Source organism: Variovorax sp. V93 (assembly GCF_041154485.1).
Classification (GTDB): domain Bacteria; phylum Pseudomonadota; class Gammaproteobacteria; order Burkholderiales; family Burkholderiaceae_C; genus Variovorax; species Variovorax beijingensis_A.
Map to the genome: position 1 here is coordinate 3,270,341 of NZ_AP028669.1, position 26,576 is coordinate 3,296,916.

Below are 26,576 nucleotides of genomic sequence, written 5' to 3' on the forward strand. Positions count from 1 at the left end.
TCATGGGCTCCGCAGCTTTCTCCCTGACTTCCGTCGATGCGCCGGTCTGCCGGTATCTGGAGCTGGACGGCGAGCCCGGCCCCGAGGCCGAGCGGCTCCTCTGCGACGAGGAACTGGAGCGCGCCGCGCAGTTCCGCTTCGAGGCCGACCGGCAGCGCTTCGTGGCCGCGCATGCCGCGCTGCGCTGCGCGCTGGCCGTGCACACCGGCGAGCGCCCCGAGGCGCTGCGCTTCACCCGCAGCGCATTCGGCAAGCCTTCGCTGTCGGGCTGGCCGCGGGTGCGGTTCTCGCTGAGCCACAGCCTGGGGCTGGGACTGCTCGCCATCGGCGAACGCGGTCCGCTGGGGGCCGACGTCGAACTGCTGCGGCCGATTCCCGATGCGCTCGCGCTTGCCGCGCAGCATTTCACGGACAGCGAGAACGAAGCGCTGCTGGCCCTGCCCGCCGCCGAGCGCGAGCACGCCTTCCTGACCTGCTGGACGCGCAAGGAAGCCTGCCTCAAGGCCATCGGCCTCGGGCTGGTCGTGCCGACCGAGCGCTTCGAGGTGGGGCTGGAGCCGGACTGCCGGAGCGTGGAGGTGCCCGTGGCCGGCCGGATCCTGTGGCTCGTGCTGCAGCCCGCGCCGCTGCGCGTGGACAGCGTGGGAGCGATTGCGGAATGGCGCCAGACGCATGTGCGCGCCAGCATGCCGGGTTTCGCGGCCCAGACCTGTGCCCGCTCCCGCTCGGCGGAAAGGCGCGCAGCGCCAAGGACGCCGCAATGAACGCGTACCCCTTCATGTTCGGGCCGGCGTCGCGCCAGATCTTCGGCGTGTTCCATGCCGCTGGCGACGGGCGGCCCGGAAGTACCGCGGTGCTCGTGTGCCCGCCCTTCGGCCAGGAGGGCCTGCGGACCTACCGCTTCTTCAAGGTGCTGGCCGAGCGCCTCGCGCGCTCGGGCATCGCCACCCTGCGCTTCGACTTCCACGGTGCGGGCGACTCGCCCGGCGATGAGAGCGAAGGAGAGCTCGATGGCTGGCGCCGCGACCTGTGCTCGGCCCACGAGGAGCTGCGCCGCAGGGCCCCGGGAAGCCGCATCGTCTGGATCGGCGCGCGGCTCGGCGCCACCCTGGCCGTGCTGGCGGCGCGCAACGGACGCTGCGACCCGGCGCGGCTCGTGCTGTGGGAGCCGGTGATCGACGGCCGGCGCTATGCGCGCCACCTGCGCGAGCGGCATGTGGTGGCCATCGACACGACCTTCTGCATTCCGGACCTGGCCTGGCGCCGCAACCTCGCGCACGATCCCGACGCGCTGCCCGAGGAAGCACTGGGCACCGTGCTGTCGCCCACGCTGCGCACGCAGCTCGGCGCGCTGGCGCCCGAGTCGCTGCCGCTCACCGCCCTGCACGACACGCTGGTGCTGACCTCGCCCGACGACCAGCACACCGCGCAATGGGCGGCCGAGCAGCAGTCGCGCCACATGCCGGTGCGGCTCGCCTATTTCCAGCACCGGCTCGACTGGACCGCCGATCCCTATCCCAACAGCGCCATGGTTCCGGCCGACGCGCTCAACCGCCTGCAGGGTGCCCTCCATGAATGACATGACGCAATGCCCCGTCCGCTTCGGACCGGGAAACGCACTGATGGGCATGATCACCATTCCCATGTACCGGGCGCCGGCCGACGTCGCCTGCCTGATGCTCAACATGGGCGTCAACCACCGGGTCGGGCCGCGCCGCATCAACGTGAAGCTGGCGCACGTCCTGGCCGCGCGCGGCGTGAGCAGCCTGCGCCTCGACCTCGGGGGCCTGGGGGACAGCGACGCATCCGACGCCTCGTGCGACGTGCAGGTCCGCGCGGTGCGCGACCTGCGCGCCGGCATGGACCTTCTCGAGAGCATGCTGGGCATCCGCAAGTTCGCGATCGTGGGCATGTGCTCGGGCGTGGAGCACGCCATGACCACGGCCGCGACGGACACGCGCGTGGTGGCGCTCTCGCTGTTCGACGGCTTCGCCTTTCCGGACCGGCGCTCGCGCTGGGAACGCACGCTGCGGCGCGCCCTGGCGGCGCCCGCGCATCCATCGTTCGCGGGCAAGGCCAAGCGCTGGCTGCAGCGCCACCTGCTGCCCAGCCATTCGAACAAGCCGCTGCCCGGCTTCTTCGTGGAACGCAAGCCGCCCGAGGTCAACGCCGTGTGGTTCGGCGCCACCATGCGGCGCCTGGTCGAGCGCAAGGTGGCGGTGCAACTGCTCTATTCGGGCTCGCTGCATGTCTGCGACCACGACCGCGACCAGCTCGGCCCGTTCCGCGGCGAGCCGTTCGCGCAGGCCGTGCAGTACGAATTCATGCGCGATGCCGACCACACGCTGTGCACGGTGCGGGGACAGCAGCTGTTCCTGCGCTCCGTCGGCGGCTGGGTGGCCGCCTGCGCCATCAGCGCCGGCCCCGAGCGCCGCAGCCCCAGCACCAGCCCGAGCCCGCTCGCACCCCTCGTGGAGCGCCCCGCGCGCGGCGCCTACGTCCCGCAGTGAACCGATTCCCCAGGAAGAAAGGACACATCCCATGGCACACCTCGCTCCGGCCAGTTCCTTGCGCATCGCCCGCGCCGTTCCCGCCCGCGCCCGCGTCCGCATCCGATCGGCGGCGCTGCTGTTGCTGCCGCTGTGCCTGGCCGGCTGCGGGGTTCCGGGCTTCGGCCCGCCCGACAGCGGCAACTGGGGCGCCTACCGCTCGAGCGGCAGCGGCGCGCGGGGCGAACCGAAGATCGTCTCCATCACGCCCGAGCTGATCCGCACGATGGCAACGCGCAACCCCGCCGCGCTGCCGGCCGAGGTGCGGCAGCTGTTCGGCAAGGCGCCGGCCTACACGATCGCCCCGGGCGACGTGGTCGGCATCGTGGTCTACCGCCATCCCGAGCTGATGCCCAACGCGGGCACGGTCATCTCGCAGCAGTCGGACCCGACCGGGGTAAGCGTCGCGCCCGGCTTCATCGTCGATGGCGAGGGCGAGATCAGCTTTCCCTACGTCGGCCGCACCAAGATCGAGGGCATGACGGAGCGGTCCGCCGCGGAGATGATCTCGCGCAAGATCGCGCCCTTCGTCAAGGATCCGCTCGTGAGCGTCAGGATCCAGACGTTCCGCAGCCGGCGCGTTTATGTGGAGGGCGAGGTCCGCACGCCGGGCCTGCAGATCTTCACCGACGTGCCGATGACGCTGGCCGAGGCCATCAACCGCGCCGGCAGCATCACCCCGGCCGGCGACCGTTCGCGCGTGTCGCTGACGCGCGGAGAACGCACGATGGTGATCGACCTGCCGCTGCTTCGGCGCCTGGGGCTCGACCCGACCCGCATCCCGCTGCAGAACGGCGACATCGTGAACGTGGGCAGCCGCGACGACAGCCGCATCTACGTGATGGGCGAGATCCAGCGCCCCACCGCCCTGCCGATGCGCGACGGCCGGCTGAGCCTGAACGAGGCGCTGGGCGATGCGGGCGGCCCGGCGCTGCAGACCGCGTCGACCGACCAGATCTACGTGGTGCGCAACTCGAGCGGCGACGTGCCCGAGGTGTTCCACCTCGATGCGAAGAACCCCGTGGCGCTGGCGCTGGCCGACCGCTTCGAGCTGCAGCCACGCGACGTGGTCTACGTCGACCCCGTGCCGCTGGCGCGCTGGAACCGGGTGATCAGCCTGATCCTTCCCGCCGCGCAGATCGTGAACCTCGGCGGCACCACCAGCCGCCGCTGAAGCCGCGCCCCACCCGTCCAGGCAACACACAAAGGTGATCCTCATGAATGCGCACTGGCAACCTGTACTCCCCGCTCCCTCGGCCCCGGACGCCGAGGCCTCCGACAACCCTCCTTCCAGGCTCCGGGAGCATGTCGACCTGCTGCTGGACAGCCGATGGAAGATCGCGGGCATCACCGCTGTCGCGCTGCTGCTGGGCGCGGCCTACGCCATGCTCGGCCCGCGCGTGTACGAAGCCAACGTGCTGATCCAGGTCGAGGACCCGGACCGCTCGGGCGGCACGCTGGTGGGCGACTCCGCGAGCAACGCGCTCAACGCCAAGACGCCGACCGCGGGCGAGGCCGAGATCCTCAAGTCGCGCCTGGTGCTCGACCAGGCGATCGAGAACACCAAGCTCTACATCGAGGCACAGCCGCTGTATGTGCCGCTCGTCGGCGCCTGGCTGGCGCGCCGCGCCAAGACGCTCTCCGAGCCGGGCTTCGCGGGCCTGTCGGGCTACGTGAGCGGCAACGAACGGATCGTGGTCGCGCAGATGGACGTGCCGGCGGACCTCGAAGGCAAGCGCTTCCTGCTGACCGCGGGCGCGAACGGTGCGTACACGCTGACCCACCCCAAGCTGGACAAGCCGCTCGCCGGCACCGTCGGCGTGCCGCTCGATGCGCAGACCCCGCTCGGCCCGATCCATCTGCTGGTGGGCTCGATCTCGGGCCTGCCCGGCGCGGCCTTCGAGCTGGTGCGCCAGTCCAAGCAGCTCGTGCTGCTCGAGCTGCAGCGCGAGCTGCGCGTGATCGAGAAGGGCAAGCAGTCATCGGTGGTGGAAGTGAGCTGGCGCGACGGCAACCGGACGCAGCTGGCCAACCTGCTCAATGAAATCGCACAGCTCTATGTGCGCGTGAACATCGACCAGAAGACGGCGCAGGCACAGCGCGCCCTCAACTTCCTGGGCTCCGAGCTGCCCAAGCTCAAGCTGCAGCTGGAGCAGTCCGAGGAAATCTACAACCAGTACCGCAACCAGAACGGAACCGTCAGCCTGGACGACGAGGCGCGCAATGCGCTGTCGCAGAACCTGGAACTGCAGACGAAGCTGTTCGATGCCACGCAGAAGCGCATCGAGCTCTCCGAGCGCTTCACGTCCAGGGACCCGAGCGTGATGACCATCGACGCACAGATCGCTTCGCTCAGGAAGGCCCTCGGGGGCGTGGAGCAGCGCATCCGCCGCATGCCCATGCTGCAGCAGAACTCGCTGCGCATGCAGCGGGACATCAAGGTCAACACCGACCTGTACGTGTCGCTGCTCAACAGCTCGCTGCAGATGCGGCTCGCCAGGGAGGGGCGGATCGGCAACGTGCGGGTGCTCGACCAGGCGCTGCTGCCGGAAAAGCCGATCCGGCCCAAGCCTTCGATCGTCATGGGCATCGCGCTGATCGCGGGCCTTTCGTTCGGGGCGGGCTCGGCGTTGCTGCGCCGGTCGTGGCGCAAGACCATCGCCAGCCCGGCCGAGATCGAGACCCACACGGGCCTGGACGTCTACAGCACCGTGACGCTCAGCGCGCACCAGCCCCTGCTCGACCGCGCCATTCGCCACGGCAAGCCCGGCGTGCACCTGCTGGCGGCGCAGCATCCGAACGACCCGGCGCTGGAGGGGCTGCGGCGGCTGCGCACGGCGCTGAAGTTCGCCATGCCCAAGGCCTCGAACAACCGCGTGATGATCTCCAGCGCCACGCCGGGCGCGGGCAAGACCTTCGTGTCGGGCAATCTCGCGGCCGTGATCGCCTCGACCGGCCGCCGCGTGCTGCTGATCGACGCCGATCTGCGGCGCAGCAGCGTGGCAGCCATGTTCGGGCTGAAGCGCCGCGGCGGCCTGTCGGAACTGATCCGCGGCTCGATCGAATTCCAGAACGCCATCCACACGGGCGTGCTCGGGCACCTGGACGTGATGACCACCGGGGCGCTGCCCACGGACCCGAGCGCGCTCCTGACGAGCGACGCCTTTGCCGAGGTTCTCGAAAAGGCCTCGGAACGCTATGACGTGGTGATCGTGGACACGCCGCCGATGCTGCTCGCCTCGGAGACGGCCGAGCTGGCAGCCTGCATGGGCACGCTGCTGATGGTGGCGCGCGCCGGCGACAACGAACTGGGCGACCTGTCGGAAAGCGCGAACCAGCTGCGGCATGCCGGCGCGCAGTTCCAGGGCGTGGTGCTGAACGCGATGGACACCAGCCGCCGCTACTACGGCAAGCTGGCCTACCGCTACGGCGGCTACCAGCCGCGGGTGCACGAGTACCCGAGCGCGGTTGCCGAGCTTCCCCAACCTGCCCGTGCGAGCGCCGCATCATGAACACGCTGCGATCGAATGCCACCGTCCATCCGTCTGGCAATTCACGGCTGCTGATGGGCACCAAGCGGGCCGTGGACGTGCTGCTGGCAGGCGGCTTCTTCCTTGTGCTCGGATGGGCGTTCGCGCTGGTCTGGATCGGCGTGCTGCTGACTTCCGGCAAGCCGGGCATCTACAAGCAGCCGCGCTACGGCCGGGACGGGCGCGTCTTCAGCTTCTACAAGTTCCGCACCATGGTGCCCGATGCCGACGCCGTGCTGGAGCGCTACCTGCGCGGCAACGAGGCGGCCCGGCGGCAATGGGAGATGTACCAGAAGCTCGACCGTGATCCGCGCATCACGCGCTTCGGCGCGGTGCTGCGCAAGTACAGCCTGGACGAACTGCCCCAGTTCTGGAACGTGCTCAAGGGCGACATGAGCGTGGTCGGCCCGAGGCCCTGCATGTTTGCCCAGAAGGAGCTGTACGGCGTCTATTGGAGCAGCTACTGCGCCGTGCGGCCCGGCATCACCGGACTGTGGCAGGTGAGCGGGCGCAACGAGGTCAGCTACCGGCGCCGCGCGGCGATGGATGCCGACTACGTCGCCACGCTGTCGATCCGTCAGGACATCGCGATCCTGCTGAAGACCTTTCTCGTGGTGGCCGGAGCGCGCGGCTCGCGCTAGGCGCCACAACCCTCAACCCTCAACCGAAAGAACATATGCGTATCTACGTTGCTGGTCATCGCGGCATGGTGGGGCAGTCTCTCGTGAAGCGTCTGGGCAGCCTCGGGCACGAGGTCGTCACGCGCAGCCACGAGGAACTCGATCTGCTCGACCAGGAGGCCGTTCGCCGTTTCTTCGCCACCGAGCGCGTCGACCAGGTGTACCTGGCGGCAGCGAAGGTCGGCGGCATCCACGCCAACATGACCTATCCGGCGGAGTTCATCTACCAGAACCTGTTGATTGCCGCCAATGTCACGCACCAGGCCTTTCTGGCGAACGTCAAGCGCCTGCTGTTCCTCGGCTCGAGCTGCATCTATCCGCGGCTGACCGAGCAGCCGATCCGCGAGGACGCGCTGCTCGGCGGCCAGCTCGAGCCGACCAACGAGCCCTACGCCATCGCCAAGATCGCCGGCATCAAGCTGTGCGAGAGCTACAACCGCCAGTACGGCGCCTCGCACGGCATCGACTACCGCAGCGTGATGCCGTGCAACCTGTACGGCCCCGGGGACAACTACCACGCCGAGAACAGCCACGTGGTGCCCGCGCTGATCCGCCGCTTCCATCTTGCCAAAACCACCAATGCGCCCGAGGTGCTGATCTGGGGCACGGGCCAGGCCAGGCGCGAGTTCCTCTACGTCGACGACATGGCCGAAGGCTGCACCACCGTGATGGGCCTGAGCCGCGCGGGCTACGAGCAGCACACCACGCCGATGTGCGCCCACATCAACCTGGGCATGGGCGAGGACCAGTCGATCGCCGAACTGGCGCAACTGGTCGGCGAGGTCGTGGGCTACCGGGGCCGCATCCGCTTCGATCCCTCGCGGCCGGATGGTGCGCCCCAGAAGCTGCTCGACGTGTCGTGCGCGGCTGCCATCGGATGGCACCCCACGGTGTCGCTGGCCGAGGGCTTGCATCGCACCTATGCGGACTACCAGAAGTCGCTGCAGCCCGCCGCCCAGGAATTGGCGCATGCCTGAGCCCGCACCGGCTCCCCGCACTCAACCACAAGCACAAGGCCTCCCATGAGAGCGCTCTCCTTCTGGTCAGGCATCGCCATCGCCTTCCTGTGCGGCTTGCTCGAGCCGGCCTGGGGCTATGCGGCGGTGTGCGTGCTGTCGCTGCTCCAGCTGTCGATGCTCCGCGCGCCGGGAGCCAGTGTCTTCCTGCTGATCCACTACGCCACGATCCTGACCTACTTCTCGCTGGCACCGGCGATGCAGATCGCCGCCGACGTCTCGTTCTGGGACACGGGGGTGATCGGCCCGGTCGCGCACATGCAGGCGCTCACGCTGCTGCTGCTCTACATGGCGGGCGTCGAAGCAGCCCGGCTGGGCCTGCCCGAGGCACCGGCGCCGGCGCGCGCGCATGCGGCGCCCGAGCTGCCGGCGGCCGGCGTGGCCCACCCGGCCCTGCTGCTGCTGAGCGGCGCGGTCTCGGCCTTCGCTTCGCTGTTCATCCGCCCCGAGCTGAACTTCATCGCGCGCGGCATCCCGGGAACCGAGGAAAGCCTTCCTGTCGACTACATCATCTATTCGACGCTGCCCAAGCTGATCGTGCTGATCTGCTTCGTGGCGCTGACGATCCATGCCATGCGCCGCGGTACGTTATGGTCGTGGTGCGCCGCGGGCCTTGCGCTGGCAATGGCCGCATTCGCCGCGAACCCGGTCAACACGGCACGGCAGGTCCTGCTGATCGGCCTGCTGCCTCTTTTCATCCATCTCTTCGGCCGGGGCTGGCGCTGGACGCTGGGCTTGCTGATCTTCGGCGCCATCGCCGGCCTTGGCCCGGTGCTCAACCTGGTGTCGCGCGGCAGCTTCTGGGGCGAGACGCTCACCACCTTTCCCTTCAGCCCCGACTTCGACGCGATGTACGTCGTGGCCGGCATCCTGGAGCGCGCATCCGAGCCCGAGCTCGGGTGGGGGCGCTATCTGCTGTCGGCGTTCTCGTTCATCCTGCCGCGCGACCTGAAGCTGTTTCCGGACTTCGATCCGCTGGGGTGGCCGGCCATCCTGGGCAACTTCTCGCAGTCCAACCTGTCGCTGCCGCCCTTCGCCACCGTGTACTTCGACTTCGGGCTGGCCGGGCCGGTGATGTTCGGCCTCGCGATCTCGGGCGGCTTCCGGGTGCTGGACAGGATGGTCGATCCGCGCGCCGCGCTGTCAGGCAGCTATCTGTGCGCACTGGTGCTGCTGGCCGCCTACGTGCCGTTCCTGCGCGGGCCGATCCTCGGCTGGGGGCCGTTCGCGGCATCGGGGCTGATCGCGGCGCTGCTCGCCGGCCTGCTGAGTTCGCGCTTCCGCGCGGTGCGCCGCCGCGCGGCCCGCTACGTCCCCCGCTCAGCCTGAGGTCCAGCATGTACAAGTACCTGTTCTACGACACGATCCGCCTCAACCGCGGCGCGGGCGGCGTGCTGAACGTGTCCGACCTGCTGCTGCGCCGGATGCGCCTGTGCAAGGGCGACCACATCCAGCCGGTCAGCGAACGGCATCCGCGCCTCTTTGCGGTGGCGCGGCGCCTGCGCATCAGCCGGTTCCTGGTCGAGATACTGCTCTACAACTACCACCGGCTGCGGGCGCTGGCCTCGGGCGAGCGGGTGTTCTCGCTGTTTCCGAACTACTTCCTGCCGTTCACGCTTTTCGGGCGCCACCGGGATTCGATCGTGATCGTCCATGACCTGCAGTACCGCTACTACCCCGCGTACTTCAGCCGCACCAAGCGCCTGTGGCTCGACTGGAACCTCAGGCGCGTGGCCCGCAGCGCGGCCGACGTGGTGTTCATCAGCAGGAGCAGCCAGCAGGATTTCGAGCAGCACTTCGGATGCTGCGAGCACGCGAGCGTCATCTTCAACCCGGTGGAGGCCACGCGCGCCGCAGGCTCGGCCAGTGCGGCCGGACCGTCCCGCGAGCCGCCTGCGGGCGAGCGCTACCTGATCGCGTCCTACCACTATTACCCGCACAAGAATTTCGGCGCCGCGCTGAAGCTCTTCGAGCGCATGAAGCGCGCGGGGCTGGTCGACTGGCTCGACATCACGGGCAACGGCGCGGCCGAGGTGAAACGGATGGTCGCCAGCATGGCACCCGAACTCGGCAACTGCGTGCGGCACCGCGGACTGGTCCCGCGCCAGGATCTGACGCGGCTTTATTGCGGCGCGACGGCCTTCATCTCGCTGTCGGCTTTCGAGGGCTTCAATCTCTCGGCCGCCGAAGCCGCCACGCTGGGTGTGCCGCTGCTGCTCTCGGACATTCCGGTGCACCGCGAGCTGTTCGGCGGCTACGCCTTCCTGATCGGCAGCGAGCCGTGCGACATGGACCAGCTGTCCCGGTACCTGGACGAGCACCGGGACACGCAGCCGGCCTGGCTGCATGCCGAAGCCTGCGCGCCCGGCGCGGTGGCCAGGCGCTATCTCATGCTCAAGCGCGAGGCCGTCTCGCTTGCCGGAGCCATGCAATGACACGCAGCGCAGGCGTTCTTCGACAGCTGCTCGCGGCGGGGATGCTCGGTGCCGCCTGCGCGTCGACCTCGGCAGCGGCGGACTCGGGCTTTGGCGTGATGGTGCACTACCTGCCCGACAGGCAGTCGATCGCCGATGCCGCCCGCTTCGACGTCGAAGCGTTTGCGGCGTCGCTCGCGCAGATGCGCGCGTCCCACCTCATCCTGACGCTCGGGCAGAACAACGGCCAGTACATCGCGCCGAATGCGGCGCTCGAGGCGCTGTGCCCGCACACTGCCGCGGACCGGCCGCCGCGCGACCTGCCGCTGGAGATCGGCCGCGCGCTGCGCAGCCGCGGCATTGCCCTGGTGCTCTACCTGCCGTTTCGTGCGCCGCAGGCAGACCCAGCGCTGATGGAGTGCCTGGGCGACATCTCCGAGCAGAAGCCGCCGCCGGCGGATTTCATCGCCGCATGGACGGCGGTGATCCGCGACTGGTCGCAGCACTACGGCGCGCTTGCCAGGGGCTGGTGGTTCGACGGCGTCTACAACACCCGGGGCATCTCGCCGTCCGGCTGGGATGCGCTGTGCGCCGCGGCGCGCAGCGGCGCCCCCGACCGGTGGCTGGCCTTCAATACGGGCGAAGGCCCGGCGCGCTTCAGCGCCAAGGCCGCGCCGTGCCAGAACCTGATGGCTGGCGAATTCATGCAGCCTCCCGCGCAGCTGAGCGCACCGCGTTCGGAGCTGAAGTTCCATCTGCTGACGCCGCTCGGCGCCTCCTGGGGCCAGCCGACGCCGCCGCGCTTCACCGCCGCCCAGGTGCGCGGCTGGATCGCGCAGGCGAATGCGCGCGGCGGGCTCTTCACGCTCGACCTGCCGCTGGACGACGACTTCCGATTTCTCCCCGCGCACGTCGCGCTGGTCCGCAACGCGACGGCACCCCGGCCCTGACAGATGACCATGACCCATTCCCTTGCCTTCATCGTGGTGGAAGACCGCCAGAACAAGTCCCTGCTGCTGTGCCGCGAATCGGCGGCACGTGCCGGGGAGCCGCTGATCGTGCTGTCGGGCACCGATGCCGGGCCCGGCTACGAGCGCCTGTGCCGCACCTACGTGCACCTGTCGAGCAATCTGCCGGAGTTCGAGAAGATCTGCTTCCGGCGCTACTTCCTGCTGTCTGAATATCTGCGTGCCCACCCCGAGCACCGCGAGTTCGTGCTGATCGACAGCGACGTGCTGCTGTTCCGCGGCATCGGCGCGCACATCCGGCGCGTGGCGGGCAAGGCGGATTTTTCGGGCTCGTACCTGCGCCCTGTCGACGGCTGGGACCCCTGCCAGATCTCGCCGCACGTCAGCTACTGGACCGCCGCAGGCCTGCAGCAGTTCATCGCGTTCCTGCTCAACACGTATGCAACGCCCAGCGGCCGCAGGAAGCTGCGCGCGATCGCGGCGCGGTTTGCCGCGCGGGGCGTGCGCGGCGGGGTCTCGGACATGACCCTGCTGCACCTCTGGGCCCATGCGAGCGGCAATGCAGCGCCCATCAACCGGGTGTTCGGTGGACGCGTGATCGACCACAACATCAACGGCGGACACAACCTGCTCGTGAACGAATTCCAGGACCGGGGCGGCGCCAAGCGCCTCGTGTTCGTCGACGGCCAGCCCTGCCTGGTCACGCCGGCGGGCGAATTGGTGAACGTGCTGGCGCTGCACTTCCAGGGCGGCGCCAAGATCGCGATGGCGCACGTGCTGCACGGCCGGGTGCACACGGTCGCCGCGCTGACCTATGCACTGCGGCTGGCGCGCCGGGCCAAGAACTGGGCCTTCGGCGCGCGCCAGCTGGCGCAGCGCCCCGCGGGCGGCGGGCGCTTTGCCGGCGCGGCCGAACCGAAATGACGCCGACTCCCGCGGGCAAACAAGCACGGCCATGAACATCCTGAACCGCACCGTTCAACTCACCGGCATGCGCGCGGTGCAGCTCCACGGCGTGGGGGCGCTGGCTTCGCGGCTCTATGTGTACCTTGCAGGCTTTGCGGCGCTGTTCCTGATGGCCGCGCATGTCTCGCCGTCGGACTTCGGCGAGTACTCGATCTACCAGTCGGTGATGGAAGTGGCGCTGGTGGTGGCCATGCTGGGCAGTCCGCTGCTGTTCGCGCGCCATGCCGCCACCGTGCCGCCGGGCGTGCGCCGCGGCGACGTGGTCCGCACGCTGGCCATCGGGTTTCCGCTGGCCGCACTGCTGAGCGCCGTCGTGCTGCGCATCCAGCACCTGCCGGTGGTGGGCGCGCCCTTCGCGCTGCTGATGGCGGCGCTCGCGGTCTTCTCGTTCATGAGCCTGCGCCTGTCGTACAGCCGGGGGCTGGGCCGTGCCGGCCTGCTCAACCTGGAGGGAGGCATCCGCTCGACCATCCTGGTGATCGGCGTGGCGGCCTTCGCCGCCTGGGGCGCCGAGCTGCGCGCGACGCAGCTGCTGCTGATCAACCTGCTGGCCTTCGTGCTGGTCGGCGCGGCCTGCATGCAGACGCGCTGGGTCGCGGGCCCGCCGGCCGGGCCCGCCGCGCTCGAACTGGCATCGCAGGGCAAAGCCACCGTCTATTCGCTGCTGATATTCCTGCTGCGCAAGTCGGACCTGCTGGTGGTGGCCTTCTTCATGCCGCTCGGGTATGTGGGCGCCTTCAAGATCGCCTTCCTGCTGGCGGAGGCGCCCTCTCAATTCGTGCAGGCCTTCCTCTACACCAAGACGCGCCCGATGCTGGGCACCGATCCCGCGGACGCGGACGGCACGGACCTGCGGCTCGCCAGGCACTCTTTCCTGCTGGGCTGCGCGCTCTTCGCCGGGCTCGGCGTCGTGATCACGGCCGCCGCGCCGCTGCTGAAGGTGGGGCGCGAGGCGCTCGAGATCTTCCTGTGCATGGCGCCCTATTTCCTGCTGCGCACCTACACGGTCCACCACGAGATGCTGCTCGCGCTCAAGGTGCCGATGGGCTCGCTGGGGTGGTGGGCGCTGGCCGAGGTGCTGCTGCGGCTCCTGGCTTACGGCGTGGTGGTGTCGGTGTTTCCCGGCAAGCCGCACTACGTGTTCTTCATTGCCGCCGTGTCCGACCTGCTCCTCTACGAGGTGCGGATGCGTGCGCTGCTCGGCTTCTTTCCGCTCGCGCGGCTGGTTCGCGGTTCCTTCCAGAGACCTTCATGAAAATCCTGCTCTATTCGATGAACTTCACGCCGGAGCTCGTCGGCATCGGCAAGTACTCGGGCGAGATGGCCCAGTGGCTGCATGCCAAGGGCCACGCGGTCCGGGTGATCGCTTCGCCGCCGTTCTTTCCGCACTGGGTGCCGTTCGAAGGGCACTCGGCCTGGGCCTACCGCAAGACGGACTGGAACGGCATCACGGTCTGGCGCGCCCCCACCTGGGTGCCCGCCCGGCCGCGCGCGCTGGCGCGCATGGTGCACCTGTTCTCCTTCATGCTGTCGAGCATGCCGCTGCTCTTCGGGCAGCTGCGCTGGAAGCCGGACCTGGTCTTCGTCGTGGAACCGCCTCTTTTCTGCGCGCCGGCGGTGCTGTTCTTCTCGCGGATGCTGGGCATCAAGTCATGGCTGCACATCCAGGACTACGAGGTGGACGCGGCCTTCGACCTGGGCCTGGTGCGCGGTGCGCGGGTGCGGCGCTTCGCGCTCTCGGCCGAGCGCTGGCTCCTGAGCCGCTTCAGCCGGGTGTCGACCATCTCCGCCGCAATGCTCGACAAGGCCAGGAACAAGGGCATCGACGCGGCCCGGCTGGTGCTGCTTCCCAACTGGGTGGACGTGCGCTCGATCTACCCGCAGCCGGCCGCGGCCCCGGGCTCCGGCGACGGCGCGAACGGCTACCGGGCCATGCTCGGCATTCCGGACGACGCGGTCGTGGTGCTCTATGCGGGCAGCCTGGGCAACAAGCAGGGCATCGAGCTGCTGGCCGAGGCGGCGGGCCGGCTGGCGGCCGCCAGGCACATCCACTTCGTGCTCTGCGGCAACGGGCCGAGCCGCGAGCCGCTGAAGGCCGCATGCGCCGGCCTGGACCACGTACATTTTCTCGACCTGCAGCCGGCCGAGCGGCTCAACGAGCTGCTGGGCATGGCCGACATCCACGTGCTGCCGCAGCGCGCCGACGCAGCGGACCTGGTGATGCCCTCGAAGCTGGGCGGCATGCTCGCGAGCGGCAAGGCCGTGATCGTCACGGCGCATGCGGGCACCGAACTGAGCAACGTGGTGTCGGGCCGCGGCCTGGTGGTTGCGCCCGGCGACGCCGATGCGCTGGCCGAGGCCATCGCGCAGCTCGCCACCTCGCGCCCGGAGCGCGAAGCCATGGGGGCGGCCGCGCGCTCCTTCGCCGAAACCGAGCTGGACCAGAACGCCATCCTGCAGCGCCTGGAGCGCGAGCTGCTGCGCTGCCTTGCCGACTGACACCACAACACACGCCACCCACGACATCCACGCCCTCCAACTCCAACCTGGGGATCCACATGTCCGACACCACTCCTCCTTCCGACACGCCGGATCCCGGCCGCCTGCCGGAGCGCCGGAAAGCCAGCCCGCCTGGCCTGTGCCCACCGCCCGAACCGCTGTGGCCGCACTTCCTCACCGGGCAGGAAGACGCGCCGGTGCGCGTGCTGCTCATCGACGACGACGAATTCATGCGGCGCGTGATCGCCCAGGAACTGCTGTCGGACATGCGCATCCAGCTCGAGGGGCAAGGCAGCAGCGTGCGCGACGGCCGCCGCCTGCTGGCCACCCACGAGTTCGACGTGCTGATGGTCGACCTGCGGCTGGGCGACGGCTCGGGCTTCGACCTGATCCGCGAGGCGCGCAAGCTGCACCGCTACTGCGAGATCATCGTGATCTCCGCGCTGGAGGACGATGCCCACGTGATGCACGCCTTCGAGCTCGGCGCCACCGGCTACCTGCTCAAGCACGCCTGGCTGCAGAGCTTTGCCGAGGCCGTGCTGCAGGTGGTCAACGGCGGCGCGGCCATCACGCCCAAGCTGACGCGCCGGCTGCTCACGCGCATGAACCTGCAGGGCAGCGGCGAACGGCCGGCCACGGAAACGCCGCTGCGCGAAGCCACGCTGACCGCACGCGAGCGCGAGGTGCTGCGCTTCGTGGCGCGCGGCTGCGTTTCCAAGGAGATCAGCATGCGGCTCGGCATCTCGGGGCAGACCGTCAACGCCCACATCAAGAACATCTACAAGAAGCTGCACGTGCATTCGCGCGCGCAGGCGGTGAGCCTGGCCACCCACACCGGCCAGCTCTGACCGAAGTACCTCCAATTCACGAGGATGACGCCATGACCACCCCCACCATCCATCCCGTCGTGCTGTGCGGCGGCAGCGGCACGCGCCTGTGGCCTCTTTCGCGCAAGACCCTGCCCAAGCAGTTCGCACCGCTGATCGGCAGCAAGAGCCTGCTGCAGCTGACGCTGGAGCGCCTGTGCAGCCTGAACCGCAACATCACCTGCGTGGCATCGGAAGACCACCGCTTCCTGGTGCGCGAGGCGGTCGACAGGGCCGGCGCGACCGGCCGCCAGATCCTGGAGCCTGTGGCGCGCAACACGGCGGCCGCCATGGCCGCCGCGGCGCTGCGCGCGGGGCCGGACGACCTGCTGCTGTTCGCGCCGGCCGACCACCACATTCCCGACACCGCGCTCTTCGCGCAGACGGTGCGCAGCGGCATCGACGCCGCGCTGGCCGGGCGCATCGTGACCTTCGGCGTGGCGCCCAGCTTCGCGAGCACGGCCTATGGCTACATCGAGGCCGGCGCACCCTCGGCCGACGGCCACAGCCACGCGGTGGTGCGCTTCGTGGAAAAGCCCACGGCCGCCGTGGCCGAGTCGCTGATCCTGCACGGCGGCTACAGCTGGAACGCCGGCATCTTCCTGGCGCGCGCCGACACCCTCGTTGCGGCGCTGCGCAAGCATGCACCCGACATCCTCGAGGCCTGCGAACGCGCCACCGCTGCCGTCACGGCCGACGGCAGCTTCGACCGGCTCGACCGCGAGGCCTTCGAGGCCTGCCGCAGCGACAGCATCGACTATGCGGTGCTCGAAAAGCACGAGGCCATCTCGGTCGTCAAGTTCACCGGCAACTGGAGCGACGTCGGCAGCTGGAACGCGGTGGCCACGCTGCACGCGGAAGACGGCAGCGGCAACCGGCTGAGCGGCAACGCCAGCGCGCTGCGTTCGAGCGACACCTTCATCCACGCGCCGCACCGCCGCGTGGTGGCGCTGGGCACCCGCGGCCTGATCATCGTGGACACCCCCGACGCCGTGCTGGTGGCGGGCGCGGACTGCGCCGAGCAGGTCGGCGACGTGGTGCGGATGCTCACGGCCGACGGCCGGGCCGAGGCCACGGAACACCGGCGCGTGGTGCGGCCCTGGGGCGCCTACGACAAGCTCGACTTCGGCGAGCGCTTCCAGGTGAAGCGGCTCACCGTCAAGCCCGGCGCCAAGCTGTCGCTGCAGATGCACCACCACCGCGCCGAGCACTGGATCGTGGTGCAGGGCACGGCCAAGGCCACCTGCGACGGGCAGGTCACGCTGGTGCGCGAGAACGAATCCATCTACCTGCCGCTGGGCGCCATCCACCGGCTGGAGAACCCGGGCAAGACGATGCTCGAAGTGATCGAGGTGCAGACCGGCGGCTACCTGGGCGAGGACGACATCGTGCGCTTCGACGACACCTACGGCCGCTGCCCTTCGATCAAGGCGCGCAACGGCGATGCGCTGCCGGATGCCGGCGTACCGGCCGTGCCCGTGGTGGCCGTCATGCCCGTGGCCGCGCCGCAGCTGGCCCCCGCCCCGTAGCGCCGCCGCACGGGCACCACGCAGCATCCGCCATGACCAAGCTCTGGCCTGCGCTGCTGGCCGCCGCCCTGCTCTCGGGCTGCGCGGCGCCCAGCGCCACGCCGCCAGCCACGCCCGTGCCGGCGGCGCCCGCGGCCGGCGCGGTGACGTGGCAGTACGTGCGCTCGACCTGGCACGAGGCACGGCTGCCGGGGCTGGGCGTCAGCCACCGCTACGAGAGCCGCGTGGGCTGGGTCGACGTCTACCTGTACGACCTGAAGCAGGGCCACTGGCAGGCCGGCGTCGACGATCCGCGCTTCGCAGCGCAGTTCGAGTCTTCGGTGAACGAGGTCCGGCTCGCGGTGGCGCGCGGCCTCTACGCCGAGGTGGAGGTCGGCCCCATCACCGACGTACGGATCGAGGGGCAGGACTTTCGCCGCGTGAGCCTGCGCATCGTGCATGCCGTCACGCGCAAGGCCTACGAGTCGTTCACCTTTCTCACGGCCCGCGACGGCCGGCTGCTGAAGTACCGCATGTCCTTCGACACGCCGGCGCCGGCCAACGTGGATGCCATTGCGCGCGAGTTCATCGAGCACAACCTGCGCAGCGGGCCGGACATGCCGAGGGCAGCGCAGCCGCTTTTCGACACCTGAGCCCGGTGCGCCGCGGTGCTGCGAAAATACTGTTCTTTCATACAGTGTTTCCTCTAGAATGACTCGTCTCCAAGAGCAAACATTCAAGGCGACACCATGACCACCGCCAGCCCGCCGGCGTCCTCTGCGCGAATCCTGTTTTTCTCGCCGCTGCGGCGCTCGCAGCCGCGCCAGCCCGTGGGCCGGATCTCGACCTGGCCCTTTCGCGTGGCCACGGAAAAAGACCGCGATGGCGGCGGCCTCCCTTGCGATGGCAATGACGTGCGCCTGCATGCGGCGCGCGTGCTGCGCACCACCGCCGAGCACTGGTGGCCACCGGCCGGCTGAATGGAAATTGCCTAGATGCCGTCCTCTGCGCCGGCCTCGCCGAGCAGGTCCTGCGCGTCGTCATCGAAGCCCGCGATGGGCTGGGCCTTGGCAAGCGCGAGCCACACGCCGAACGGAATGCGATCGAAGGCGCGGTGCACGGCGGCGCGCGCGACCACCAGCCTTTCGCCTTCGAGCACGAGCACGCCGCACTCCGGCGGAACCTCGTCGGGCGATGCAATGCAGCGGCCGCGCGCATCGTTGCCCAGCACGTACCAGCACTCGCCGCCCAGGTCGAGGTAGGCCGCGCGCTTGTCGGGCCTGCGCAGGTCGCCCAGCAGGTCGGCGCGGCTCACCTTCACCTCGTGAACGATGGGATGCGCATAGGCTTCGACGCTGGTATTGCGGATCGAGAACACGTCGGGCTTCGCGATGCACCAGCGCGGCTTGCCGCCCTCTTCGAGCGGCGGCAGGCGCGCCCGCAGGCCAAGGCCGCGCCAGGCAATGCGGCCGCCGCGGGTCATTTCGCGCGCCACGCGCTCGACCAGCGCCTCGTGCGGCGAGAGCGCCGCGCGGTTGAGGGTGAGCGTGGTGGCAATGCGCGCAATGCCGGCATCGGTCACGCGCAGGGTCTCGTGGCCATGCGGCGTGCGCATGCGTTCGAGGAACCCGCCCGCAAGCAGCTCGACCTCGATGGCGTCGCAGCAGGGCCAGCCCGCCGAACGGTAGATCTCGCGCAGCCGCCGTGCATGCAGCTTGCCGAATGGCAGCTCGCCGGTGCGCTGCATCGGCGGCGGAGGATCGATCACGGGCGGCGGAAAACCGGGGTCGGTGAACGGCGGCTCCACGGGTGGCGGATCGCCCTCGGGCGGAGGCCCGGGCGGCGGTGGCGGCGGCACGGGAATGGGCACGTCGGGCGCGGGCGGCGGCGGGCCGATCGGCGCGTCGACGACGGGATCGAGGGCGAATGCGGGCATGGGAGAAACAGGTTAGCGAAAAGTCGTGGGGTGCGCGAGGCATGGAACGATCGGTTGCATTCGATGCCCTGCCCTCAATGGAAGTCGCGGCTGGTGTTGCTCTGCGCCAGCCGGCCCATCAGCGGCGTCAGGTCCTTGAAGCCGGTGGCGATCAGGTGCTGCACCTTGCCGCCGCTGTCGTCGTCGCGCTGCCAGGTGCCCTGCACCGCGAGCAGGTGCGACTTCAGCAGCGGCTCGCGCCAGGCCTCGATGACGTGGCTCCAGACGATCACGTTGACATTGCCGGTCTCGTCCTCGAGCGTGACGAAGATGGTGCCGTTGGCGGTTCCCGGGCGCTGGCGGCCCTTGACGATGCCGCAGGCGCGCACGGTCTGGCCGCTGGGCTGTGCGCGCAATTGCTCCGCGCTCATGAGCCTCATGCGCGCGAGGCGCGGGCGCAGCAGCGCGAGCGGATGGCGGCGCAGTGTGAGGCCGAGCGCGGCATAGTCGCCGACGATCTCCTCGCCCTCGGGCGCCGCGGGCAGCTGCAGCACCGGCTCGTTGATCGGCACGCCCTTGAGCAGGGCCGGCGAGCGGTGCTGCGCGGTGGCGTCCCACACCTGCTGGCGGCGGTGGCCCGAGAGCGACATCAGCGCATCGGCCGCGGCCAGCGCCGCCATGTCCTTGCCGTCGAGCTCGGCGCGCAGCGCGAGGTCTTCGGTGCTGGTGAAGGGTGCCTGCGCGCGCGCTTCGAGCAGGCGCCTGGCGCCCTCCTTGCTGAGGCTTGAAATGCGGTTCAGGCCGAGCCGCACCGCGGGCTGGTTCTCGCGGCCGAGGCGATCGGCATAGCGCGCATCGGTGCCCGGCGGCATGCGCGGCGCATCGGGGGCGCGGGCTTCGAGCGTGGTGTCGATGCCGCTGCAGGTCACGTCGGCCGGCCGCACCTCGACGCCATGCCGCCGCGCATCCTGCACCAGCTGCGAGGGGCTGTAGAAGCCCATCGGCTGCGAGTCGAGCAGCGCCGCGAGGAAGCAGGCGGGTTCGTAGTTCTTGAGCCAGCTGCTCACGGTGACCAGCAAGGCAAAGCTCGCGGCGTGGCTTTCGGGAAAGCCGTAGTCGCCGAAGCCGAGGATCTGCTTGAAGATGGCCTCGGCGAACTCGGCCTTGTAGCCGTGGTCGGTCATGCCCTTCACGAGCTTGTGGTGGAACTTCTCGAGGCCGCCCTTGCGCTTCCATGCCGCCATCGCGCGGCGCAGCTGGTCGGCTTCGTCGGCGGTGAACCTGGCCGCGATCATCGCGATCTGCATCACCTGCTCCTGGAAGATCGGAATGCCCAGCGTGCGCTCGAGCGCGGGCTTCAGTTCTTCCTTCTCGTAGTGGATCGCCAGGTCCTTGGCCACCCGCTCGCGCTGCTTGAGGTAGGGATGCACCATGCCGCCCTGGATGGGCCCGGGCCGCACGATCGCCACCTCGATCACCAGGTCTTCGTAGCAGCGCGGCTTCAGCCGCGGCAGCATCGACATCTGCGCCCGGCTCTCGATCTGGAACACGCCGATGGTGTCGGCGTCGCAGATCATGTCGAACACCTTCCGGTCGTCGTTGGGGATCTGGTGCATCTGCACCGTCGAGCCGCGCCAGCGGTTCATGTGATCGAGCCCGCGACGTATCGCGCTGAGCATGCCGAGCGCGAGCACGTCGACCTTGAGCATGCCCATGGCTTCGAGGTCGTCCTTCTCCCACTGGATGACGGAGCGGTCCTTCATGGACGCCTTCTCGACCGGCACCAGCCGCGTGAGCCGGGTGTGCGTGAGCACGAAGCCGCCCACGTGCTGGCTCAGGTGGCGCGGAAAGCCCTTGAGCCGCTGCGTCATTTCGATCCATTGCACCAGCTTGAGCTCGTCTTCCTCCACGCCGACGCGCGCGGCCGCCTTGAACAGCTGCTCGCCCAGCACGGTGTCGTCGAACCAGTAGTGGTCCTTGGCGAATTCGTCGATCAGCCGTTCGTCGATGCCCATGGCCTTGCCGACGTCGCGCAGGGCGCTGCGCGCGCGGTAGCAGATGACGACGGCCGCGATGGCTGCGCGATCGCGGCCGTACTTCTCGTAGATGTACTGGATGACCTCTTCGCGCCGCTGGTGCTCGAAGTCGACGTCGATGTCGGGCGGCTCGTGGCGGTGCCGGCTCAGGAAGCGCTCGAACAGCAGGTGGCCTTTTTCAGGATTGATCGCGGTGATGCCCAGGCAATAGCAGACCGCCGAATTGGCCGAGGAGCCGCGGCCCTGGCAGAGGATGTCCTGCGACTTGGCGAAGCGCACGATGTCTTCCACCGTGAGGAAGAACATCTCGTACTTCATCTCGACGATCAGCGCGAGTTCCTTCTCGAGCTGCGCACGCACCTTGGCGGGAATGCCCTCGGGGTAGCGAAGCGCCGCCCCCTCCCACGTCTTGCGCACCAGCGTCTCAGCCGGCGTCTCGCTGCTGCCCACGGTTTCGAGCGGGTACTTGTAGTTCTCGCGGATCACCTCGGGATCGAACCGGCAGCGTTCGGCCACCACCAGCGTATTCAGCAGCATCTGGGGCAGATAGAGCTCGGCCAGCCGCACCCGCTGCCGCAGGTGCCGCTCGGCATTGGGCTGCAGCGCAAAGCCGCATTCGGCCACCGTTTTTCCTTCGCGCACAGCCGTCAGCACGTCGTGCAGCGGCTTGCTCGAACGCGCGTGCATGTGCACGTCGCCGGCCGCCACCAGCGGCACGCCCGTTTGCTCGCCCGCCTGCAGCAGCGCGGCGAACCAGAGGTCGTCGTCGAGCTCGTTGAGCATTTCCACCGCCAGCCAGAGGTTGCCTGCGTAGAGCGTCTTGGCGGCCAGCAGGTCTTCATGCAGCGTGGCCGTGTCCGCGGCGGCGCCCGGCGCGCGGTGCGGCACGAAGAGAACCTGGCAGTCCTGCAGCGAGGCCACGTCGCTGTGCTCCCAGCTCACGCGGTACTCGCCCTTGGGCAGTTCGGTGTTGCGCGCGGCGGTGATGAACTCGCAGAGGTTGCCCCAGCCTTCCGTGCCGTTCGCGATCACCACCAGCCTGAAGCGCTCGAAGCGGAATTCGCTGCCGAACAGCAGCCGGAAGCCGGGGTTGCGCGGGAGCGGCGCTTCGTCGGGATGCTCGCGCTCGTATTCCGCGAGCTTGGCCGGCAGCTCGCGCAGGCAGACATGGGCGCGCACGATGCCCGCCACCGAGCATTCGTCGGTGATGGCCAGCGCCGTGTAGCCGAGCTGGTAGGCGCGCTCGACCAGTTCCTCGGGCGTCGAGGCGCCGCGCTGGAAGCTGAAGTTGCTGAGGCAGTGCAGCTCGGCGTAGTCGGGCAGCGTGGGGGCAGGCTTCCTGCGCAAAGGCAAGGGCAGCGCATGCACCTTGGCCGAGTTGCGCCCGCGCGGCTGCTTTTCGCTCAGGTCAGGCATAGAACCCCTGCAGGTACCAGCGCACCTCGGCCGGAGAAAAGCGCGCCGAGGGCCGCTCGCGAAAGATCCACACCAGGCCGGCCTCGGGGCTTTCCGCCACGTAGTAGTCGCGCATCGCCGGCTGGCCGCCGTCTTCCTTGCCGCCCCACCAGCCCGCCTCGATGCGCTGCGGCCCGACCAGCTTGCGCAGCGGGCCGCGGTAGCACGGGCTCTCGCCATCCATCTCGAGCAGCAGCGGCTCGGGCAGCAGCCAGGGCGGGTAGAGGGCATCGGGCTGCAAAGCCGCGGCCTTCGCTTGCTTGCCGGCCTTGTCCGCCAGCGCCTTGTCCTGCTGCAGCGCGGGGCGCCAGGCCTGCTTGCGCTCGGGCCGGTGGTCGGCCTGCGCAGCGGGCACCACCACCTGGTGCGCTCCGAGCCGCACGCTGAGCCGCTCGACCATCTCGTGCAGCCTGTCGCCCTTGCGGTTGTCCTCGGGCAGGAAGCTGGTGCTGGCGCCGGCCCACGGATCGGTCTCGAGCGTGCGCAGCCGGAGCCAGCTCGCAGGTGCCGCGAGCGTGGTGAGAGCCAGCTTTTCGGACAGCAGGCGGCGCAGGTGCGCCATGTCCTGCGTGGGCTCGGCCGTGCGCACGGTGACCTGCTGGTGCGGCGGCAGGTTCACGCCATTGAAGCGCTTGAGATCGAGCGTCCACTGCAGTTCGAGCGCACGCGCGCCGCGCTGGCGCGCGCGCAGCCAGATCTGCAGCGCCGCGAGCAGGCGGTTGGCCGACCACATCAATTCGGGTGCGGTCTCGGCCAGCGCGGGCAGCTCCAGCTTCTGCTCGAACACGTCGGGCAGCGTGAGCCAGTCGTGGCTTTCAGGTCGCAGGCCCCAGGCGGTGTCGAGCGCTTCGCGCAGTTCCACGCCAAAGCGCCGCGTGAGGCCGCCGCGCGGCAGGGCCGCCACCTCGCCCCAGGTGCGGCAGCCCAGGCGCGCGAGCAGGTCGAGGTGGGGACGCGCGGCCGTCAGCGTGTCCAGCGGCAGGCCGGCGGGAATGTCCCTGGGCCGGCTCTCGTTGCGCTCGAACAGGCGCAGCCGCGCCAGCGCGATCAGGCTCGTGGCGCCCTGCGCGCCGCGCATCACGGCGCCGGGCGCGGGGTTCTCGTGGGCCAGCTGGCGCATCAGCGACGAGCGCCCGCCCCACAGGCGCTCGCAGGCCGAGACTTCGAGCATCAGCGCCTCGTCCTGCCAGGCGACGTGCGGCGTGTAGCGCAGCGCCCACCAGCCCAGCGCCTCGGGCGTGGGAAGCACCGGGGCATCGGGCGCGTCGGCATCAAGCGACCACCGCAACGCGATCCAGTGCATTTCCGTTTCCTTTCCACGCGTCGATGCGCACCACGGTGGCCGACCCGGCTGCCTCGGCGGCCGGCGCCGTGCCCTGCTGCCGCAGCCGCAGCTTGCGGCGCAGCCGGGCGGCGGCCAGCAATGCGGCCATGCGCTCGTTGCGCGCGGGCAGCATGACGGGCGCGGCCAGCGGCGGACCGCGGCGCTTCAAGATGCGCAGTTCGATCTGCGACGCATCGGCCTCGCAGCTTTCCACCTGAAGGCGCAGCCGTGCCGGCGATGCGCCCTGCGCGGCCGATGCGGGCCGGCACACGAAGAGCAGCACCTCGTGCTGGGCGGCCGCCAATTGCAGCCGCCGCAGCTCGCCCACCCTGGCCTGCGGCAGCCAGGCCAGCACGGCCGCCACGTCGGCGCAGCGCAGCGCCTGCTCGCAGGCCCACAGCCGCGCGGCCGGCGCCTCGCTGCGGACCCACATCAGCGCCTCCACCGGCAGCCCCTGCGCCGCGAGCGCCGCCGCGCAGGGCTCGTAGGGCGCGCCGATCAGCACCACCGGCCCGCCGTGCGCGGCCACCGCCTGCGCCAGCGCGGGCAGCAGCAGGCGCCAGACATGCGCCTCGGGCGCGGTCTGCAGCAGCTCCGTCATGGCGCCGACCGGCCAGCCGCCTCCCGGCAACTCCGCGTCGAGCGCGGCGTGGCCGGTGGCAACCACCTGCGCGTCGGCCAGCCCGAGCTCGTCGGCATGCCAGACGCCGCGGCCCGCGGCAGCGGAAAAGGAGTCGAGGAAAGGGAGGCCCATGATTCAACTGTTAACTGTATTTTTATACAGTATTCCATGCATCGCAACCGCAAAGCCGGCTGGAGGGGCTTTTCTCGCGCGGTGGCCCTCTGCGCCGTCCCGGCCGATACTGAAAGCTCGAACGGCAAAGCCACCCCCGGAGGACTTTTTTTCCCGTGACCCTGCAGGCAAACGGTCTTTCCCTCACGCGCGCCCGGCTGCTGCGGCTGGGCATGGCGCTGTGCGCCGGCGCGGCGCTTCCCCCCGCATCCGCGCAGCAAGGCAGCCTGAAGATGAATACCCGCCCCATCCCCTCCACGCAAGAAGCCCTGCCGGTGGTCGGCTGCGGCACCTGGATCGGCTTCGACCAGCGCCCCGGCAGCGACGAATACCAGCGCCTGCCCGGCGTGCTCGACGCCCTCTTCGCAGCCGGCGGCACGGTGATCGACAGCTCGCCGATGTACGGCCGCTCCGAGGAAAGCACCGGCGAGCTGCTGGCCGCCATAGCGAAGCCGCGCGAGACCCAGGCCTTTCTCGCCACCAAGGTCTGGACCTCGGGCCGCGAGGCCGGCATCGCGCAGATGGAGCAGTCGTTCGCGCGGCTGCGCACCCAGCGCATGGACCTGATGCAGGTGCACAACCTGATGGACTGGAAAACCCACCTCGCCACGCTGCGCGGCTGGAAAGAGAAAGGCCGCGTGCGCTACATCGGCATCACGCACTACACGGCCTCGGCCTACCGCGAGGTCGAGGCCGTGCTGCGCGCCGAGAAGCTCGACTTCCTGCAGATCAACTATTCGCTCGACGCGCGCGAGGCCGAAGAGCGCCTGCTGCCGCTCGCGGCCGAGCGCGGCGTGGCGGTGATCGTCAACATGCCCTTCGGCGGCGGCGGCCTCCTGCGCCGGCTGCGCGGCAAGCCCCTGCCCGCCTGGGCCGGCGAGATCGGCTGCGCGAGCTGGGCGCAGGTGCTGCTGAAGTTCGTGCTGAGCCACCCGGCCGTGACCTGCACGATTCCCGGCACCAGCCGCGCCGAGCACATGGCCGACAACGCCGCGGCCGGCGCGGGCGCGTTCCCGGATGCGGCGTTCTGGCGCCGCAACGCGGAATCGATCGGGCTCTGAGCCGCCGCCGCTATTCGAACTTCACGTTGTGCTGCCGCACGGTGGCGCCGAAGGCCTCGTACTGCGCGCGGAAGAACTCGGCGAACTTCGCGGGGCTCATGCCGTAGCCCTCGAAGCCCTGCTGCACCAGCTGTGCATGCACCTCGGGCCGCTTGAGCGTGTTCTGCAACTCCTGCGACAGCTTGTCGGTGATCGCCTGCGGCAGCCCCGGCGGCCCGAAGAAGCCGGCCCAGGGCGTGATGGTGAGCTTGCCCAGCCCGAGCTCGCCGCCCGTGGGCACGTCGGGCAGCAAGGCGCTGCGCTGCGGCAGCAGCGTGACCAACGCGCGGATGCGCCCCTCCTTCACGAAGCCCGGCGCCAGCGTGCCGGTGGTGAACATCATGTGGATCTGTCCGCCCAGCAGGTCGGTCATGGCCTGCATGTCGCCCTTGTAGCGCGCGTTGACCACCTTGCGCTCGCCCAGCAGCTGCAGCATGGCCAGCTCCGAAGCGCTGTTGCTCGATGCCGAGTTGTAGGCGCCGGGCCTGGCCGCCACCATGGCCAGCAGCTCGTTCACGCTCTTCACCGGCAGGCTGGCCGGCACCACCAGGAACATCGAGAACTGGCCGGCCGAGCTGATCGGCGTGAAGGCCTTGAACGGGTCGTAGGGCGGCGTCGGCCGCAGCGTGGGCGCCGCCACCATTGCGGTGTTGGTGCCCATCAGCAGCGTATAGCCGTCGGGCTTGGCGGACGACGTGGCCTGCGCCGCCAGCACGCCGTCGGCGCCGGGGCGGTTCTCCACGATCACCTGCTGGCCGAGCTGCTTCGCGAGCCCCTCCGCGATGATGCGCGTGAGCGCGTCGGCGCCGCCGCCGGGCGCGAAGCCCACGATCAGCCGCAGCGGCTTGTCCGGGTAGCTGCTTTCGGCGCTCCAGGCCGCCGCGCCGGGCAGCATGGTCAGCGTCGTGCCGGCCGCGAGGGCCGCCAGAGTGAGGTTTCTGCGTCGCATGTCGTTGC

Annotated in this window: 23 protein-coding genes; 18 read left to right on the forward strand and 5 right to left on the reverse strand. The window is 69.8% G+C overall.

Annotation, left to right across the window (positions count from 1 at the left end):
* The first annotated feature begins 2 nt into the window (after positions 1–2).
* From ACAM54_RS15520 to ACAM54_RS15600, 17 genes are all read left to right on the forward strand, one after another.
* Complete coding sequence (locus ACAM54_RS15520) at positions 3–764, forward strand: 4'-phosphopantetheinyl transferase superfamily protein (RefSeq protein ID WP_369648141.1); 762 nt, start codon at positions 3–5, stop codon at positions 762–764.
* Positions 761–1,579, forward strand: coding sequence for an alpha/beta hydrolase (locus ACAM54_RS15525; RefSeq protein ID WP_307698018.1), 819 nt, complete (start codon positions 761–763; stop codon positions 1,577–1,579). Before ACAM54_RS15520 ends, ACAM54_RS15525 begins: the two co-directional genes overlap by 4 nt.
* A 49-nt stretch (positions 1,580–1,628) precedes the next feature.
* Positions 1,629–2,510: a hypothetical protein gene (locus tag ACAM54_RS15530; protein WP_369648142.1), complete on the forward strand. Its 882-nt coding sequence runs from the start codon at positions 1,629–1,631 to the stop codon at positions 2,508–2,510.
* A 31-nt stretch (positions 2,511–2,541) separates the two neighbouring features.
* Positions 2,542–3,723 (forward strand): polysaccharide biosynthesis/export family protein, encoded by a 1,182-nt coding sequence (locus tag ACAM54_RS15535; protein WP_307698019.1) that lies wholly within the window; start codon positions 2,542–2,544, stop codon positions 3,721–3,723.
* 43 nt (positions 3,724–3,766) lie between these two features.
* Positions 3,767–6,061, forward strand: a complete 2,295-nt coding sequence (locus ACAM54_RS15540; RefSeq protein ID WP_369648143.1) for a polysaccharide biosynthesis tyrosine autokinase — start codon at positions 3,767–3,769, stop codon at positions 6,059–6,061.
* The gene (locus ACAM54_RS15545; protein WP_369648144.1) at positions 6,058–6,720 is read left to right on the forward strand and encodes a sugar transferase; all 663 of its coding nucleotides are present in this window, start codon (positions 6,058–6,060) and stop codon (positions 6,718–6,720) included. Before ACAM54_RS15540 ends, ACAM54_RS15545 begins: the two co-directional genes overlap by 4 nt.
* A 35-nt stretch (positions 6,721–6,755) precedes the next feature.
* Positions 6,756–7,736: a GDP-L-fucose synthase family protein gene (locus ACAM54_RS15550; RefSeq protein ID WP_369648145.1), complete on the forward strand. Its 981-nt coding sequence runs from the start codon at positions 6,756–6,758 to the stop codon at positions 7,734–7,736.
* Between the two features lie 45 nt (positions 7,737–7,781).
* Positions 7,782–9,104: a hypothetical protein gene (locus ACAM54_RS15555; protein ID WP_369648146.1), complete on the forward strand. Its 1,323-nt coding sequence runs from the start codon at positions 7,782–7,784 to the stop codon at positions 9,102–9,104.
* Between the two features lie 8 nt (positions 9,105–9,112).
* Positions 9,113–10,210, forward strand: coding sequence for a glycosyltransferase (locus tag ACAM54_RS15560; protein ID WP_369648147.1), 1,098 nt, complete (start codon positions 9,113–9,115; stop codon positions 10,208–10,210).
* The gene (locus ACAM54_RS15565) at positions 10,207–11,139 is read left to right on the forward strand and encodes a hypothetical protein (protein ID WP_369648148.1); all 933 of its coding nucleotides are present in this window, start codon (positions 10,207–10,209) and stop codon (positions 11,137–11,139) included. The genes ACAM54_RS15560 and ACAM54_RS15565 overlap by 4 nt, the downstream gene beginning before the upstream one ends.
* A gap of 9 nt (positions 11,140–11,148) precedes the next feature.
* On the forward strand, positions 11,149–12,081 hold the full coding sequence (locus tag ACAM54_RS15570) for a hypothetical protein (protein WP_369648149.1): 933 nt from the start codon (positions 11,149–11,151) through the stop codon (positions 12,079–12,081).
* Positions 12,082–12,112: 31 nt separating this feature from the next.
* On the forward strand, positions 12,113–13,378 hold the full coding sequence (locus ACAM54_RS15575; RefSeq protein WP_369648150.1) for a lipopolysaccharide biosynthesis protein: 1,266 nt from the start codon (positions 12,113–12,115) through the stop codon (positions 13,376–13,378).
* The gene (locus tag ACAM54_RS15580; protein ID WP_369648151.1) at positions 13,375–14,622 is read left to right on the forward strand and encodes a glycosyltransferase WbuB; all 1,248 of its coding nucleotides are present in this window, start codon (positions 13,375–13,377) and stop codon (positions 14,620–14,622) included. Before ACAM54_RS15575 ends, ACAM54_RS15580 begins: the two co-directional genes overlap by 4 nt.
* 59 nt (positions 14,623–14,681) lie before the next feature.
* Entirely contained in the window at positions 14,682–15,470 is a 789-nt protein-coding gene (locus tag ACAM54_RS15585; RefSeq protein ID WP_145744834.1) for a response regulator transcription factor, read from the forward strand.
* Positions 15,471–15,502: 32 nt separating this feature from the next.
* Positions 15,503–17,017, forward strand: coding sequence for a mannose-1-phosphate guanylyltransferase/mannose-6-phosphate isomerase (locus ACAM54_RS15590; protein ID WP_369648152.1), 1,515 nt, complete (start codon positions 15,503–15,505; stop codon positions 17,015–17,017).
* A gap of 32 nt (positions 17,018–17,049) precedes the next feature.
* Positions 17,050–17,649, forward strand: coding sequence for a hypothetical protein (locus tag ACAM54_RS15595; RefSeq protein WP_369648153.1), 600 nt, complete (start codon positions 17,050–17,052; stop codon positions 17,647–17,649).
* A gap of 96 nt (positions 17,650–17,745) precedes the next feature.
* Positions 17,746–17,976 (forward strand): hypothetical protein, encoded by a 231-nt coding sequence (locus ACAM54_RS15600; RefSeq protein ID WP_145744829.1) that lies wholly within the window; start codon positions 17,746–17,748, stop codon positions 17,974–17,976.
* An 11-nt stretch (positions 17,977–17,987) separates the two neighbouring features.
* Here ACAM54_RS15600 and ACAM54_RS15605 read toward each other — a convergent pair whose 3' ends face one another.
* The 4 genes from ACAM54_RS15605 to imuA form a co-directional block, all read right to left on the reverse strand.
* The gene (locus ACAM54_RS15605) at positions 17,988–18,932 is read right to left on the reverse strand and encodes a hypothetical protein (RefSeq protein WP_145744827.1); all 945 of its coding nucleotides are present in this window, start codon (positions 18,930–18,932) and stop codon (positions 17,988–17,990) included.
* 74 nt (positions 18,933–19,006) lie between these two features.
* Positions 19,007–22,363 (reverse strand): error-prone DNA polymerase, encoded by a 3,357-nt coding sequence (locus tag ACAM54_RS15610; RefSeq protein ID WP_369648154.1) that lies wholly within the window; start codon positions 22,361–22,363, stop codon positions 19,007–19,009.
* Entirely contained in the window at positions 22,356–23,705 is a 1,350-nt protein-coding gene (locus ACAM54_RS15615) for a DNA polymerase Y family protein (protein ID WP_369648155.1), read from the reverse strand. The genes ACAM54_RS15610 and ACAM54_RS15615 overlap by 8 nt, the downstream gene beginning before the upstream one ends.
* The gene (gene imuA, locus ACAM54_RS15620) at positions 23,674–24,480 is read right to left on the reverse strand and encodes a translesion DNA synthesis-associated protein ImuA (protein WP_369648156.1); all 807 of its coding nucleotides are present in this window, start codon (positions 24,478–24,480) and stop codon (positions 23,674–23,676) included. Before imuA ends, ACAM54_RS15615 begins: the two co-directional genes overlap by 32 nt.
* 212 nt (positions 24,481–24,692) lie before the next feature.
* Here imuA and ACAM54_RS15625 point away from each other — a divergent pair, with 212 nt between their 5' ends.
* Positions 24,693–25,580 (forward strand): aldo/keto reductase, encoded by an 888-nt coding sequence (locus ACAM54_RS15625; RefSeq protein WP_369650985.1) that lies wholly within the window; start codon positions 24,693–24,695, stop codon positions 25,578–25,580.
* 10 nt (positions 25,581–25,590) lie between these two features.
* Here the strand turns inward: ACAM54_RS15625 and ACAM54_RS15630 are convergent, their stop codons facing one another.
* The gene (locus tag ACAM54_RS15630) at positions 25,591–26,568 is read right to left on the reverse strand and encodes a Bug family tripartite tricarboxylate transporter substrate binding protein (RefSeq protein ID WP_369648157.1); all 978 of its coding nucleotides are present in this window, start codon (positions 26,566–26,568) and stop codon (positions 25,591–25,593) included.
* Between the last annotated feature and the right edge of the window lie 8 nt (positions 26,569–26,576).

Excerpts from the sequence above, each read along its gene's own strand:
- ACAM54_RS15520 (WP_369648141.1), top strand. The coding sequence starts at position 3 with ATGGGCTCCGCAGCTTTCTCCCTGACTTCCGTCGATGCGCCGGTCTGC.
- ACAM54_RS15525 (WP_307698018.1), top strand. The coding sequence starts at position 761 with ATGAACGCGTACCCCTTCATGTTCGGGCCGGCGTCGCGCCAGATCTTC.
- ACAM54_RS15530 (WP_369648142.1), top strand. The coding sequence starts at position 1,629 with ATGATCACCATTCCCATGTACCGGGCGCCGGCCGACGTCGCCTGCCTG.
- ACAM54_RS15535 (WP_307698019.1), top strand. The coding sequence starts at position 2,542 with ATGGCACACCTCGCTCCGGCCAGTTCCTTGCGCATCGCCCGCGCCGTT.
- ACAM54_RS15540 (WP_369648143.1), top strand. The coding sequence starts at position 3,767 with ATGAATGCGCACTGGCAACCTGTACTCCCCGCTCCCTCGGCCCCGGAC.
- ACAM54_RS15545 (WP_369648144.1), top strand. The coding sequence starts at position 6,058 with ATGAACACGCTGCGATCGAATGCCACCGTCCATCCGTCTGGCAATTCA.
- ACAM54_RS15550 (WP_369648145.1), top strand. The coding sequence starts at position 6,756 with ATGCGTATCTACGTTGCTGGTCATCGCGGCATGGTGGGGCAGTCTCTC.
- ACAM54_RS15555 (WP_369648146.1), top strand. The coding sequence starts at position 7,782 with ATGAGAGCGCTCTCCTTCTGGTCAGGCATCGCCATCGCCTTCCTGTGC.
- ACAM54_RS15560 (WP_369648147.1), top strand. The coding sequence starts at position 9,113 with ATGTACAAGTACCTGTTCTACGACACGATCCGCCTCAACCGCGGCGCG.
- ACAM54_RS15565 (WP_369648148.1), top strand. The coding sequence starts at position 10,207 with ATGACACGCAGCGCAGGCGTTCTTCGACAGCTGCTCGCGGCGGGGATG.
- ACAM54_RS15570 (WP_369648149.1), top strand. The coding sequence starts at position 11,149 with ATGACCCATTCCCTTGCCTTCATCGTGGTGGAAGACCGCCAGAACAAG.
- ACAM54_RS15575 (WP_369648150.1), top strand. The coding sequence starts at position 12,113 with ATGAACATCCTGAACCGCACCGTTCAACTCACCGGCATGCGCGCGGTG.
- ACAM54_RS15580 (WP_369648151.1), top strand. The coding sequence starts at position 13,375 with ATGAAAATCCTGCTCTATTCGATGAACTTCACGCCGGAGCTCGTCGGC.
- ACAM54_RS15585 (WP_145744834.1), top strand. The coding sequence starts at position 14,682 with ATGTCCGACACCACTCCTCCTTCCGACACGCCGGATCCCGGCCGCCTG.
- ACAM54_RS15590 (WP_369648152.1), top strand. The coding sequence starts at position 15,503 with ATGACCACCCCCACCATCCATCCCGTCGTGCTGTGCGGCGGCAGCGGC.
- ACAM54_RS15595 (WP_369648153.1), top strand. The coding sequence starts at position 17,050 with ATGACCAAGCTCTGGCCTGCGCTGCTGGCCGCCGCCCTGCTCTCGGGC.
- ACAM54_RS15600 (WP_145744829.1), top strand. The coding sequence starts at position 17,746 with ATGACCACCGCCAGCCCGCCGGCGTCCTCTGCGCGAATCCTGTTTTTC.
- ACAM54_RS15605 (WP_145744827.1), bottom strand. The coding sequence starts at position 18,932 with ATGCCCGCATTCGCCCTCGATCCCGTCGTCGACGCGCCGATCGGCCCG.
- ACAM54_RS15610 (WP_369648154.1), bottom strand. The coding sequence starts at position 22,363 with ATGCCTGACCTGAGCGAAAAGCAGCCGCGCGGGCGCAACTCGGCCAAG.
- ACAM54_RS15615 (WP_369648155.1), bottom strand. The coding sequence starts at position 23,705 with ATGCACTGGATCGCGTTGCGGTGGTCGCTTGATGCCGACGCGCCCGAT.
- imuA (WP_369648156.1), bottom strand. The coding sequence starts at position 24,480 with ATGGGCCTCCCTTTCCTCGACTCCTTTTCCGCTGCCGCGGGCCGCGGC.
- ACAM54_RS15625 (WP_369650985.1), top strand. The coding sequence starts at position 24,693 with ATGGCGCTGTGCGCCGGCGCGGCGCTTCCCCCCGCATCCGCGCAGCAA.
- ACAM54_RS15630 (WP_369648157.1), bottom strand. The coding sequence starts at position 26,568 with ATGCGACGCAGAAACCTCACTCTGGCGGCCCTCGCGGCCGGCACGACG.